The 13,476-nt window shown below is 43.5% G+C and carries 16 protein-coding genes; 4 read left to right on the top strand and 12 right to left on the bottom strand.

Annotation, left to right across the window (positions count from 1 at the left end; all coding sequences use genetic code 11):
• The first annotated feature begins 40 nt into the window (after positions 1–40).
• A complete protein-coding gene (pmbA, locus tag VCA1004_RS09225) occupies positions 41–1,384 on the top strand; it encodes a metalloprotease PmbA (protein WP_086981493.1) in 1,344 nt (447 codons plus the stop codon).
• A gap of 124 nt (positions 1,385–1,508) precedes the next feature.
• Here pmbA and mgtE read toward each other — a convergent pair whose 3' ends face one another.
• The 12 genes from mgtE to VCA1004_RS09165 all read right to left on the bottom strand — a co-directional run bounded on the left by mgtE (position 1,509) and on the right by VCA1004_RS09165 (position 10,965).
• Entirely contained in the window at positions 1,509–2,879 is a 1,371-nt protein-coding gene (gene mgtE / locus VCA1004_RS09220; RefSeq protein WP_086981492.1) for a magnesium transporter, read from the bottom strand.
• 172 nt (positions 2,880–3,051) lie between these two features.
• Entirely contained in the window at positions 3,052–3,327 is a 276-nt protein-coding gene (locus VCA1004_RS09215; RefSeq protein WP_086981491.1) for an HPr family phosphocarrier protein, read from the bottom strand.
• Positions 3,324–4,208, bottom strand: a complete 885-nt coding sequence (gene rapZ / locus VCA1004_RS09210) for an RNase adapter RapZ (RefSeq protein ID WP_086981490.1) — start codon at positions 4,206–4,208, stop codon at positions 3,324–3,326. Before rapZ ends, VCA1004_RS09215 begins: the two co-directional genes overlap by 4 nt.
• Before the next feature lie 3 nt (positions 4,209–4,211).
• Positions 4,212–4,655 (bottom strand): PTS IIA-like nitrogen regulatory protein PtsN, encoded by a 444-nt coding sequence (gene ptsN / locus VCA1004_RS09205; RefSeq protein ID WP_086981489.1) that lies wholly within the window; start codon positions 4,653–4,655, stop codon positions 4,212–4,214.
• Positions 4,656–4,657: 2 nt separating this feature from the next.
• The gene (gene hpf, locus VCA1004_RS09200) at positions 4,658–4,945 is read right to left on the bottom strand and encodes a ribosome hibernation promoting factor (protein WP_086981488.1); all 288 of its coding nucleotides are present in this window, start codon (positions 4,943–4,945) and stop codon (positions 4,658–4,660) included.
• Positions 4,946–4,972: 27 nt separating this feature from the next.
• Positions 4,973–6,391 (bottom strand): RNA polymerase factor sigma-54, encoded by a 1,419-nt coding sequence (locus tag VCA1004_RS09195; RefSeq protein ID WP_408646902.1) that lies wholly within the window; start codon positions 6,389–6,391, stop codon positions 4,973–4,975.
• A 192-nt stretch (positions 6,392–6,583) separates the two neighbouring features.
• A complete protein-coding gene (gene lptB / locus VCA1004_RS09190; protein WP_086981486.1) occupies positions 6,584–7,309 on the bottom strand; it encodes an LPS export ABC transporter ATP-binding protein in 726 nt (241 codons plus the stop codon).
• A 2-nt stretch (positions 7,310–7,311) separates the two neighbouring features.
• Entirely contained in the window at positions 7,312–7,824 is a 513-nt protein-coding gene (gene lptA / locus VCA1004_RS09185; RefSeq protein ID WP_086981485.1) for a lipopolysaccharide transport periplasmic protein LptA, read from the bottom strand.
• Entirely contained in the window at positions 7,805–8,368 is a 564-nt protein-coding gene (gene lptC / locus VCA1004_RS09180; RefSeq protein ID WP_086984553.1) for an LPS export ABC transporter periplasmic protein LptC, read from the bottom strand. Before lptC ends, lptA begins: the two co-directional genes overlap by 20 nt.
• Positions 8,368–8,925 carry a 3-deoxy-manno-octulosonate-8-phosphatase KdsC gene (gene kdsC / locus VCA1004_RS09175; RefSeq protein WP_086981484.1) on the bottom strand — a complete coding sequence of 186 codons (558 nt, stop codon included), beginning with the start codon at positions 8,923–8,925 and terminating at the stop codon, positions 8,368–8,370. Before kdsC ends, lptC begins: the two co-directional genes overlap by 1 nt.
• Positions 8,925–9,896 carry an arabinose-5-phosphate isomerase KdsD gene (kdsD, locus tag VCA1004_RS09170; RefSeq protein WP_086981483.1) on the bottom strand — a complete coding sequence of 324 codons (972 nt, stop codon included), beginning with the start codon at positions 9,894–9,896 and terminating at the stop codon, positions 8,925–8,927. Before kdsD ends, kdsC begins: the two co-directional genes overlap by 1 nt.
• Positions 9,897–9,999: 103 nt before the next feature.
• Positions 10,000–10,965, bottom strand: a complete 966-nt coding sequence (locus VCA1004_RS09165; protein WP_086981482.1) for a calcium/sodium antiporter — start codon at positions 10,963–10,965, stop codon at positions 10,000–10,002.
• A 322-nt stretch (positions 10,966–11,287) separates the two neighbouring features.
• On the opposite strand from VCA1004_RS09165, the gene mlaF reads away from it, so the two are divergent.
• From mlaF to mlaD, 3 genes are all read left to right on the top strand, one after another.
• Complete coding sequence (mlaF, locus tag VCA1004_RS09160) at positions 11,288–12,088, top strand: phospholipid ABC transporter ATP-binding protein MlaF (RefSeq protein ID WP_086981481.1); 801 nt, start codon at positions 11,288–11,290, stop codon at positions 12,086–12,088.
• A 13-nt stretch (positions 12,089–12,101) separates the two neighbouring features.
• The gene (gene mlaE / locus VCA1004_RS09155; RefSeq protein ID WP_086984552.1) at positions 12,102–12,890 is read left to right on the top strand and encodes a lipid asymmetry maintenance ABC transporter permease subunit MlaE; all 789 of its coding nucleotides are present in this window, start codon (positions 12,102–12,104) and stop codon (positions 12,888–12,890) included.
• Between the two features lie 66 nt (positions 12,891–12,956).
• Positions 12,957–13,460, top strand: a complete 504-nt coding sequence (gene mlaD / locus VCA1004_RS09150) for an outer membrane lipid asymmetry maintenance protein MlaD (protein WP_086981480.1) — start codon at positions 12,957–12,959, stop codon at positions 13,458–13,460.
• Positions 13,461–13,476 lie beyond the last annotated feature (16 nt).

Raw genomic sequence — 13,476 nt, 5'->3', positions numbered from 1 at the left:
AGAGACAATGACAGTGAAATAAATGAAATTAAGAGTGGATATGGACGCAAAACAGCAAATTGCACAGCAGAAAATCGAACTGGAAGCCGCCGTTGCCAAAGCATTAGAAACCGCTCAAGTGAGTGCCGATGCGGTTGAAGTGGCCATTACCAAAACCACCGGTATCAGTGTAACGACGCACGCTTGTGAAGTTGAAAATGTTGAATTTAATAGTGATGGTGCGCTGGGGATCACCGTGTATCGCGGGCAATGCAAAGGCAGTGCTTCAACCTCTGATTTAAGTGATGTGGCGATTCAAAAAGCCGTTGCAGCCGCTCTTGATATTGCTAAGTTTACCTCACCAGATCCTTATGCCGGCCCTGCACCGAAAGATCTCATGGTAAAACATGTGCCTGATCTTGATTTATTCCATCCTGATGAGCCAAACCCTGATTACGCTTCACAAATGGCGATCCGCGCAGAGCAAGCCGCGTTAGAGTACAGCGATAAAATTAAACAAAGTGATGGTGCGAGCTACGATAGCCATTACGGCATCAAAGTGTATGGTAATAGCCACGGCTTATTAGTAAGCAACGCATCAAGCCGTCATAGTTTAAGTTGCAGTGTGATTGGCGCTGGTAAAAATGGTGAAATGGAACGTGATTACAGCTACACCATCGCACGCCATAAAGACGACTTATGGACACCTGAAAGTGTAGGGCTTGAAGCGGCGAAGAAAACGGTCGAGCGCCTTGACCCTCGCCAAGTGAAAACTGGCCACTATCCGGTGTTATTCCAAGCCGATGTTGCAACCGGATTGCTTGGACATTTAGTTATGGCCATTAGCGGTGGTAATCTTTACCGTAAATCGTCGTTCTTACTTGATCGTCTAGACACACAAATTTTGCCAAGCTGGTTTAATATCGCTGAGAAGCCACATATTCTTCGTGGTCTGGCGTCAGGCGCTTTTGATAGTGAAGGTGTGGCAACGCAAGAGAGACAAATTGTGAGCGATGGGGTGCTGGCGACGTATTTATTAACGAGTTATGCGGCCCGTAAAATGGCAATGACCCCAACGGGCCATGCTGGTGGGATTCATAACTGGTTTGTTCAATCCACAGGTCAAGACTTTGCTCAACTAGTTAAAGAAATGGGCACGGGTTTAATTGTGACAGAATTGATGGGACAAGGCGTTAATATGGTCACAGGGGATTACTCACGTGGCGCGGCCGGCTTCTGGGTTGAGAATGGAGTAATTCAGTACCCAGTGTCAGAAATTACCATTGCTGGTAACTTACAAGAGATGTTTAACCATATCTCCGCGGTTGGGACTGATGTTGAAACGCGCTCACAAATCCAGACGGGCTCGATTTTAATTGATGGCATGAAGATCGCGGGAGAATAGGTAGACGTTTATCGGAATCTCGTTTCTTGTGGCTCGAAAAAGCAAAACGTCCTGCGTTGATAATAAATCAGTCGCAGGATGTTTCGAGTAACGAGCAGCAAAGCGCCCGAGATTTCGAGTTTCGTTAAATCATATTCAACTTAATCATCAAGGTCGCTAGACCTAGGAACGCGGATAACCCAACCATATCAGTTACGGTCGTTAATGCCATTCCGCCAGCCAATGCTGGATCGATATTCATTTTCTTCAGTAAGATAGGAATAGTTACCCCAGCGACCCCAGCCGCTAATAGGTTTGCAAGCATTGCGGCTGCCATGATAACCCCAAGCACCAAGCTACCTTTCCACGCAATGACGATACCACCAATGATACAGGCCCAAAGGATACCGTTTAATAAACCAATCGCGGCTTCTTTTAGTAATAAGGAACGTTGGTTGGTATTACCGATATGACCCAGGGCCAAACCACGAATAACCAGAGCAACGGTTTGGTTACCGGCGACTCCGCCCATGGATGGTACAATAGTCATTAACACCGCAACAGAAGCCATTTGTGCGAGCGTGCCTTCAAACATGTTAGAAACGGAGGCGGCAGCAAGCGCAGCAAGGACGTTGGCACCTAGCCAAACGCTACGACGGCGAACGGATTTTACGACAGGGGCGAAGGTATCTTCATCATCATCCAAACCCGCCATACTCATCATGGAGTGTTCGGCATCTTCACGGATAACGTCTACCACGTCATCGATGGTAATACGACCAACTAATTGTCCTTCCGCATTGACAACCGGTGCTGATACCCAATTACGACGTTCAAACAAGTTAGCCACTTCAGTGTCACTGGTATCAACAGAAATGGCTTCATCAGCGTCTTCCATTAACTCAGTAATTGGGGTGGTTGTCTGAGAGGTAATTAATGCGGTGATGGATAAGTGACCAATGAGTTTGCTTTCACTGTCAATCACATATAACGCATCGGTTGCAGCAGGTAGCTCACCTTTCATGCGCAGATAACGTAAGACCACATCGACATCGACATCACTACGAATCGTGATCACGTCGGTGTTCATTAATCCACCGGCGGTATCCTCAGAGTAGGAGAGCGCCATTTCGACACGTTGACGATCGGCAGAGTCCATTTGGTCAAGGACTTCACGCGAAACATCATCTGGCAAACTACGTAAGACATAAGCGACATCATCGGTGTCCATGCCTTCAGTAGCTTCGGCCAGAATTTCTGGTGCCATTTTCGATACGATGCTGTCTTTGATGTCTTCAGAAAGCTCATCAAGGATTTCACCGTAATCTTCAGGGTCGGTAAGCTGCCAAAGCACGTCACGGCTTTTATGAGGAGAAGCCTCTAAAAGGTGAGCAATATCTTCAGGTTCCATGTCTTGTAATTGACGACGAACATGGACAAAGCGGCCATTATCAAGCGCTTCACTGACTTCTTGGAGGGTCTGATGGGTGAGTTCAAACTCTTGTTGTTCAGCCATTAACTCTCCTCCTAATTACACCTAAAATATTGAGGTGTGAATATTAGCCTAATTTATAGTGAAATGTCAGGTTGAATGGTGTTTTAAAACAGAATTTTTATTGAAAAAGGCAAGCAATAACGGGTGGTAGGAGCAAATAAGTAGGCATTTTCTTAGGTTTGTTATCGGGATGTTATTCTGCCTCATCAAATTTTTGTTCAACTAATGCACAAATTGCGGTTAAAGCGGCTTCTGCTTGTGAGCCTTCGGCAATGATATCAATATATTGTCCTTGAGCTGAATCCAGCAATAAGATACCCATCACGCTGTCGGCAGTCACTTCGCGGCCGTCGGATTTTATCGTTACAATCGCATCAAAGCTCTGTGCCAGCTCGACCAATTTAATTGCGGCGCGAGCATGCAAGCCTAAGCGGTTTTGGATAAGTACCGTTTGTTGTCGTTTATTCATGAATGATGCTTCTCTAAGCTGGTGTGGCGAATTTGCACTTGATGGCCGAGCGCTTTGAAGTGTTCACCCAGTTGCTGAGTGAGATACACTGAACGGTGCTTGCCTCCAGTACAGCCAATTGCAACGGTTAAATAACTGCGATTATTTTTCTCTAGTAAAGGGAGCCACTGTTTAATGAAGCCTTCAATACTGCTTTGTAATTCAACCACATCTTTTTCTTGGGACAGAAATTCAATGATCGGCTGATCTAACCCGGTTAGAGGGCGAAGTTCTGGCACCCAGTGTGGGTTGGGTAAAAAGCGTACATCAAAAACATAATCGGCATCGTTTGGTAGGCCATATTTGAAACCAAATGACTCAAACACCATCACTAATTCTTTTGAATCTCGACCTTGTACTCGAATGCGTATGGTTTCACTCAATTCATGTAAAGAGAGGTTAGAGCTATCTAGCACTAAGTCGGCTTCTTCTTTTAGATTGAGTAACAGCGACTTTTCGAGAAGAATCGCTTGCTCAAGAGAAAGCTTTTCTTTGTGCATGGAGAGCGGGTGAATACGTCGAGTTTCACTGTAGCGTTTTAATAAGGTGGATTGATCGGCATCGAGAAACAGTAAGTTCACATCATAATTTTGCTTTAAATTTTGCAAAGTATTTGATATTTCAGTGGGATCTTGAGGCAAGTTTCGAATGTCGATGCTGACGGCGACATTTTGCTTGCTCGTGCGTACTGAGGCAACAAAATCATCCAATAAATTGACCGGCAAGTTATCGACACAGTAATAGCCCAAGTCTTCCAGTACACGCAAAGCAACACTTTTACCTGCGCCTGATTGACCGCTGACAATAGTAATGTGTAATGACGAAGTCGATTGAGAAATCATGTGTTAGTTAACCATTATGTCGTACAGTTCTTGATCGGTTTGGGCATTACGCAATAACTTGAGCGTGGCCTTATCATTGAGCTTTTCAGCCATTAAAGACAAGGTTGTTAAATGCGTTTTGCATTGCTCATCAGGGACTAACAATGCAAATAGAATGTCCACCGGACGATTATCGATCGCATCGAAGTCAACTGGTTGCTCGCATTGAAGTAAGACGGCAATGGCCTGCTCACTATCAAAAATACGCCCATGAGGAATAGCAATACCATTGCCTATGCCAGTAGTGCCAACTTTTTCTCTGGTTAACATACATTCGAATAATTGAGTTGAGTCTAGCCCACTGTGTTGTGCTGCGATTTCACTGATGATTTCTAGAGCTCGTTTTTTGCTCGTACACTGAACTGCGCTTTTGGTGCAGTCCAGTGATAATACTTCATTTAATTGCATAGTTAATGACTACTTAGTTTCTCTTTGTGTTTGCTTAATTGACGTGCCAGTTTATCGACTAAATCGTCAATTGAAGCATACATATTTTCACTTTGCGAGGAAGCGTGAATTTCACCTTGATTGATATGGAGCGTAGCTTCGGCTATTTGCTGAACTTTTTCTACTCTCAATACCACATGAGTATTGTTAATGTGTTCAAAAAATCGTTCTAATTTCTGGAACTTAGTCTTTACATATTCATTGAGCGCATCGGTCAACTCAATATGGTGACCTGTGATATTGATTTGCATAAATGTTCCTCTTTATTTTTCTACTGTTTACAGTAGGCGTTTGCGTTGACTAGAAGGCGCAATTCCGAGCGATTCGCGGTATTTCGCGATGGTTCGTCTTGCGACTTGTATTCCTTGTTCAACTAAAAGGGCTGCAATTTTACTGTCACTTAACGGCTTTTTACTGTCTTCTGCGGCAACCAATTTTTTAATTAAAGCACGAATAGCGGTGGAAGAGCACTCTCCTCCGGTTTCCGTACTGACATGGCTTGAGAAGAAGTATTTAAGTTCGAAAATTCCTCTTGGTGTGTGCATGTATTTTTGGGTTGTGACGCGAGAAATCGTGGACTCATGCATATCGACATCCAGAGCGATATCATTGAGGACCATAGGTTTCATTGCTTCTTCCCCATACTCAAAGAAATTTTGTTGATGTTCAACAATACAATGTGCAACTTTGAGTAATGTCTCATTACGGCTTTCAAGACTCTTGATCAGCCATTTTGCTTCTTGGACATGGGTTCGTATATATTGACCATCACTGCTGTTTCCCTTACCCAGCGCAGCGTATTCTTGATTCACTTTTAAGCGTGGCACACTGTCGGGGTTGATCGCAACTGTCCATTTGCCTTTATCTTTAAATACCGAAACATCAGGGACCACATACTCGATATCGTCAGCACTGATATGATTGCCAGGTCTAGGATCAAGCTGTTGAATTAAAGATAAAATTTGTTTGAGTTCATCTTCTTTTAATTTGGTTTCTTTACAGATGAGCTTGTAATCGCGATTTCCTAAAGAGTCGATATGCTCATTGAGGATCATTTTTGCTTCGGTCAGCCACGGGGTATCTTGTGGGTAAATAGCCAGTTGTAATAGTAAGCATTCTTGTAGATTACGAGAGGCCACACCGAGTGGATCAAATTGTTGAATGCGTTTTAAGACGGCTTCAATTTCGTCCAATTCAATCTCATCGTTGCCCAAGCTTTGTTGGATGTCTTCTAAGCTTTCAGTCACGTAGCCGTGTTCGTCTAAACTGTCTAATAAGGCTAGCGCAATGGTGCGGTCAGTATCGGTGAAAGGAGTTAATTCTAACTGCCATTCTAAATAATCTTGTAGGCTTTGAGTGGTTTCGCCTTGATAGATAGGCAGCTCATCATTATTGCTGATACCGGTACTGCCAGTATTGGCGCTGTAAACATCATCCCAAGTTGCATCAATGCTGAGATCGTCACTAATCGTAGATTGCTCAATATGTTCAGAGCTGTCCGACAGTTCAACGTCGACCTTAACTGCCTCTACCGCATCATCGGAAGCTGTGTTTTTGGCAGCATCGTTGTCAATATCATCGAAGCTTTCATCCACTTCGAGTAGCGGATTTGAGTCTAAAGCTTCTTGGATTTCTTGCTGTAAATCGAGCGTAGAAAGCTGCAGCAAACGTATCGCTTGCTGTAGCTGAGGAGTCATAGAAAGGTGTTGGCCAAACTTAAGTTGTAATGATGACTTCATGCAATATTTACTGCCTTTTTTGCGAGAATATCCTTATTCATACCAATATCATTATTTAAGCAACGAATGAATGTTACAGGTATCATTTTTGACTTTCATTCTGATTATAGTGATTCCTTCACTAACAGAATGAAAGTTGGCTATGAAGAATTATAAGCGGAATTGTTCGCCTAGATAGACTTTCTTCACTTGCTCGTCGTTCAGTACTTCTTCAGGTGTACCGTTAGCGATTAGGTGGCCTTGACTTACAATGTAGGCATGTTCACATACATCGAGTGTTTCACGAACATTATGGTCGGTAATCAATACGCCTAAGCCACGGTCACGCAGGTGTTCGATGATTTTTTTGATATCAATGACTGAAATCGGGTCCACCCCAGCAAAAGGTTCATCAAGCAAGATAAACTTCGGGTTAGCGGCCAGTGCTCGGGCGATTTCGACACGACGACGTTCACCACCAGATAGGGCCATACCGGCACTTTTACGAATATGTTGGATATGAAACTCATCCAGCAGTTCTTCTAAGCGATCTTGTTTGTCTTCTTTTGAGAGCTCATCCCGAGTTTGCAGTACGGCCATGATGTTATCTTCGACCGATAATTTACGGAAGATAGACGCTTCTTGTGGTAGGTAACCAATCCCCATGCGAGAGCGCTGATGCATAGGTAAGATGCTGATATCGGTATCATCAATACTAATAGTACCTTCATCGCGGGAAACCAATCCGACAATCATATAAAACGAAGTGGTTTTACCAGCCCCATTTGGCCCTAGTAATCCAACAATCTGACCAGATTTAACTTCTAAACCAACGTCACTGACCACTTTACGGTTGCCATAGGTTTTCGCGAGTTTTTCTGCTTTTAGTGTAGCCATAATTATTTCTGTTCCAATTGCGCAGGTTGAATTACGGTTGAGACTCGTTCGCCATCACCACCATTCGCTTTTAAGTTTTGACTGGAAATATGGTAAGTAATCACTTTGCCTTTGATGGTACTGTCATCTTGGTGCAATTCAGCATTGGTGGTCATCACCAGTTCATCGGCGGCCACGTTATACACCAACTTATCAGCTTGGCCTCTCAACATTTTACCTTCATCAGTTTTTTGCGAAAAGCGAGAAGGCTTGCCATAACCTTGAATTTCAGTGAGCTCACCGGTTTTTGCGTTACGGTAGACGACTAGCTTATCTGCAGTAAGCAAAATACTGCCTTGAGTCAACTTTACATTGCCGGTAAAGGTCACTTTATTGCTTTTCATATCCAGATTTTGACTGTCTGAGGTGATATGAATCGGCTGCTTTTGGTCATCGGTTAATGCCCAAGATGGCGTTGATAGAAAAACACAAAGCAAGGCGCTCAGGTAGAAAGCGCTAAGGTGTAATATTTTCATAGGTACCTTGAACTTGATTAAATAGCGTTGCGATATTGGTGGCAAAATTACCCGTCATCGCATTACCTGTATTGATAAATTGGGGGCCAATCATGGTGACTGGAGTATCACTTGAAAAGTCTTTACTATCCAGATCAATGATCATTTTATCGGTCGTCATTCTATCCAAACTCGACCCCGGAATTACATTTCGAGCTAATACATTATTTTGTAATGTTAATACGTGTTCTTTGTTAAGTACGGCATTGTCTGCAGTGATCACCCACTCTTCGGTATTCCCCTCTCGGTAAACAATCAGCTTTGGTGAGTAGAATACCGTATGTCCATCTTGAGCAAAATGCTCTAATGAGTCCGAATGAATTTTATAATTACGTAGGCCAGTTTCATCGTAACTGGTGTTATACAAATTCTTACCCGTAAACATGGGGGCTTCTAAGCTTGGTGCCGTCTGCTCAACGTCGTCTGCCGACTGTTCATACAGATAATAACCTGACCAACAGGCCACGAAAAATAACAAGAGGTAAATGAGTCGAGACATGCTCATCATATACTCAGCCCTTGGTAAGCCTCAAGTTCATCACGAGCTTGTAAAATAAGATCGCAAACTTCACGAACCGCGCCATGGCCACCGTTAATGTGAGTCACGTAATTAGCTCGTTGACGAAGTAATGGGTGCCCATCGGCGACACAGACTTTGAGTCCAACTTTTTCCATGACAGGCCAATCAATCAGGTCATCACCGATATAAGCAACCTGCTCAGGTGCGACTTGCAATTGCTTTAGAATGTCTTCGTAAGCGAGCAGTTTGTTATCTTGTCCTTGGTAAATCAGAGAGATGCCGAGTGCGCTCATGCGGTTTTCAACAATGCGAGATTGTCGACCTGTGATGATCGCAATTTCAATCCCGGCTTGCATCAGTGACTTCACTCCATACCCATCACGAGTATGAAAGGTTTTGAGCTCTTCGCCTTGATTTCCCATGTACACTAAACCGTCAGAAAAGACGCCATCCACATCACAAATTAACAGTTGGATGTGTTTAGCAATTTTCATGACAGCGGTTGAAGCTTGTCCATAAGGGGTTGGCGTCATTCGACTCATTACATCACTCCTGCTTTTAGTAGGTCATGCATGTTTAGTGCGCCTACTAATTTACCATCTTGGCATAGCATTAAGCCATTGATACTTTTTTCTTGCATGATATTTAAGCCTTCTACAGCCAATAGATTCGGTGACGCAATGGTTGGATTTTGTGTCATAACTTGGCTGATCGGAGTGCTATGAATATCAATGCGCTGATCAAGCAAACGACGTAAATCACCGTCAGTGAAAATGCCTAACAAGGTCATATCATCTGCGACGATCGCGGTCATACCTAAGCCTTTTTGGGAGACTTCTAAGAGCGCATCACGAATCAGTGCGTCTTGAGAAACCATAGGAAGGGCTTCGCCTGAATGCATAATATCGGATAATTTGAGCAGCAGTTTTCTGCCTAATGCACCACCTGGATGAGAAAGTGCAAAATCTTCAGCGGTAAATCCTCGTGCTTGCATGATGGCGACCGCTAAGGCATCTCCCATCACTAACGTGGCGGTGGTGCTGGTTGTGGGTGCAAGATCTAATGGGCAAGCTTCTTCTGGAACGGTAATTTGAAGATGCAGATCAGCCAATTTTGCCATGTTAGATTCAGGTTTTCCCGTCATACCAATAATCGGAATATGACGACGTTTCAATACGGGGTATAACGCGAGAATTTCAGAGGATTCGCCAGAATTGGAAATCGCCAGCACCACATCGCCAGATTCAATCATGCCGAGGTCACCATGACTGGCTTCACCAGGATGAACAAAGAAGGCCGAGGTTCCGGTACTGGCCAAAGTGGCCGCAATTTTTTTACCAATGTGGCCCGACTTACCCATTCCCATTACAACCACTTTTCCTTGGTTATTAAGGAGCATGTCGCAGGCACGACTAAAGTTTTCATTAAAATATTGGGTTAACTGCTGCAAGCCGCGCATCTCAATGGAAAGAACTTGATTAGCCACTGCGCAATAATCAAAAGAAGTCGACATGAATCCTATTCCTAGTAGTTAATTTTTATGAGTGAATATGATTGTTTATTAGAGTCTCTGTTTGGGAGAGGAGTCTCTAAAGGGCTGACATCGTCGCCATCATTTAAGCACTAACATTGTAAAACAGATAGCCTTGATAAGCTAAGAAGCAAAGGAACAAAATGCCACCTTCGATGCGATTAATGCTACGAGACTTACCCAAAGCCATCACGACTAATAATAAAGAGACCGCTAACATAACCCAAAAATCACGATTCATGGCATATTCGCTGAGGATAGATGGGTTAATTAACCCTGGAATCCCCATCACGGCTAAGATATTGAAAATATTGGAGCCAATGATATTACCCACCGCCATGTCATCTTCACCTTTTAGAACACCGGCTAAAGAGGCGGCAAGCTCAGGTAAACTGGTTCCGATAGCGATGATGGTTAACCCAATTACCAAGTCACTCATGCCAAAGTATTTGGCGATAACCACGGCGTTATCGACTAATAAATCAGCCGCAATGGGCAATAAAATTAGGCCGACAATCACCCAAAAGATTGCTGATTTATTGCTAACGCCCTCTGGAATCTCTGACTCTTGCTGCTCAATTAAAACGTCTGGTTGGTTCTTTTCATTTTGACTGATTTTCAGCATTGCAATGATAAATAAAGCAAAAAGGCCAATAAGAACTAAGCCTTCGCCAAAGCCTAAGTAATTATCCCATAATAAAGCACCAGCAATTAAGGTGACGACTATCATTAAAGGAAGTTCGCGGCGCAAAATGGTTGAGCTAATGCTTAAGGGTTTAATGAGCGCGGTGATCCCTAAAATCAAAGCGATGTTGGCAATGTTCGAGCCTAAAACATTACCAATCGCAGTATCAGTTTTACCTTCAAGTGCTGCGGTTGCCGAGACCATCATCTCTGGTGCTGAAGAGCCCATGGCTAAGATGGTCATGCCGATAACTAAAGGTGAAATCCCCATGTTTTTCGCTATCGCTGCGGAGCCATAAACTAATTTATCGGCACTCCAAACTAATAGTGCGAGACCTACAACGAGTAATACGACAGCAAGTAACATGATGGATCCTGTTTAATGTTGTGATAATGGATGATAATTCGTTGGCTTAAAATTTGTCTGCTTAAAACTAAATCGTCACATTATCGCGATTATTTAACGCCATATTAACGGTTCATATTCAAGCACAATTTAAGAGGCGCAATTTTGACGTTTAGCGTAACAAAAGGGAAGCACTTCGACATATTTATTAATGATTGGAGTATTTTTTGGCGATAAAAAGTGAATTTTGCCGATTATTTCTCGCATTGTTTTGAACTCATGACGCAATGTGCTTATGATGCCCGAGTGTAAGGTGTTTGTTATCTTCCCATAAAGAGTTGCTATGACATCAGAATTAATATCCATTAGATCATTATCTTTTCATCGAAATCAACGCGCCATTTTTAAGGACGTCGACTTATCGATCCCCAAAGGAAAAATCACCGCCATTATGGGGCCGTCAGGGATCGGAAAAACCACGTTACTGCGTTTAATCGGTGGACAAATTGCTCCGACCGAAGGTGAGATTTGGTTTGATGGCGACAACATTCCGACTTTAAGCCGACAACGCTTATATCAAGTTCGTAAAAAAATGAGCATGCTATTTCAATCAGGCGCGCTATTTACGGACATGACAGTCTTCGATAATGTTGCCTTTCCCCTGCGAGAGCATACTCAATTACCGGAAGCGCTGATCACCACGTTAGTTAAACTGAAATTGGAAGCCGTGGGGCTACGTGGGGCCGCGCAATTAATGCCGAGTGAATTATCAGGTGGGATGGCAAGACGGGCTGCTCTAGCGCGAGCGATAGCCTTAGATCCTGAGTTGATTATGTATGATGAACCGTTTGTGGGGCAAGACCCTATCACTATGGCGGTGCTGGTCGAGTTAATCAAAAGTCTGAATCATGCCTTAGGCATCACCTCTATTGTGGTATCTCATGATGTGCCAGAGGTCATGAGTATTGCCGATTATGTTTATTTGATGTCTAACGGTACGGTGATCGCAAAAGGGACGCCGGATGAATTAAGACAAAATCAAGATCCGCGTGTACAGCAATTTTTAATGGGTCAAGAAGATGGTCCGGTGCCATTTCACTTCCCTGCATCACCTATTGAGAAGGATATTTTAGGTTGTGAATAAGCAAGATTCTTTCATCACTGCAGTCGTCGCTAAAGTCTCTAATATTGGTGCGAGAACCTTAAGTGTTGCTGAAGCTTGGGGACGAGCGTCATTGATGTTGTGGGGCGCATTATTTGGTAAGCCACAATTTAAAAAGAATGCGCCATTATTAATCAAGCAACTGTATGCGGTTGGGGTGCAATCGCTGGCGATTATTATCGTGTCTGGATTGTTTATTGGTATGGTGCTGAGTTTGCAAGGTTATATTATTCTGGTGGACTACGGCGCAGAAGGCAGTCTAGGGCAAATGGTGTCATTATCGTTATTACGAGAGCTAGGTCCGGTGGTGACGGCATTATTATTCGCTGGGCGTGCTGGCTCTGCTTTGACCGCAGAGATCGGTTTAATGAAAGCCACCGAACAATTATCCAGTTTAGAAATGATGGCCATTGATCCATTACGTCGAGTGATCGCCCCCCGTTTTTGGGCTGGGGTCATCGCGATGCCATTATTAGCCATGATCTTTATGGCGGTAGGGATCTGGGGTGGCCAACTGGTTGGTGTGGAATGGAAGGGAATTGATGCTGGTAGTTATTGGTCAGCGATGCAGTCCTCCGTCAGCCTTAGCTATGACATCGGCAACAGTGTGATCAAAAGTGTGGTATTTGCCATAACCATTATTTGGATTGCGTTATTTAATGGTTACGATTGCATTCCAACCTCAGAAGGGATCAGTCGAGCCACGACTCGCACCGTTGTTCATTCTTCATTGGCTGTACTTGGCCTAGACTTTATATTAACGGCTTTAATGTTTGGCCATTAAGAGACTAGCCTTATTGTCACCGTTATAGAATTTACCCAAAATTTGAATTTATATTGGAAATAAATCATGCAAACTAATCGTCGTTTAGAATTAATGGTTGGCAGCTTTGTACTCATTGCTGTGATCGCCATTTTGGTCATGATGTTTAAGGTGGCAAATGTCACCAGCATTGGCTCAAGTGATAGTTATATTTTGAAGGCTCGTTTTGATAACATTGGAAACTTAAAAGTACGTTCACCAGTAAAAGTGGGTGGCGTTGTGATCGGGCAGGTCTCTCAGATTGCTTTAGATACCACCAGTTATGTACCTGTTGTGACGATGACCATTGGCCGACAGTTTGGTGAATACCCAGATACTTCTAGCGCGCAAATCTTAACCTCGGGTTTGATTGGCGAGCAATACGTGAGTTTAGTTCCAGGTTTTGTAATGGAAGGGGTGAGTACCACTTTAGACGATGGCGATTATATTGAAGACACCAAATCAGCCTTAGTGCTTGAAGATTTGATTGGTCAGTTCTTATATAGCAATAAAGAATCCAATAATAATGATGCCTCAAGCGTGTCAGAGTAATAATCAATAAGGAGAT

It is taken from the genome of Vibrio aphrogenes, from assembly GCF_002157735.2.
Lineage (GTDB): Bacteria > Pseudomonadota > Gammaproteobacteria > Enterobacterales > Vibrionaceae > Vibrio > Vibrio aphrogenes.
The sequence above is the reverse complement of the archived record's forward strand: the minus strand, read 5'-3'. Positions and strand labels throughout refer to the sequence as shown.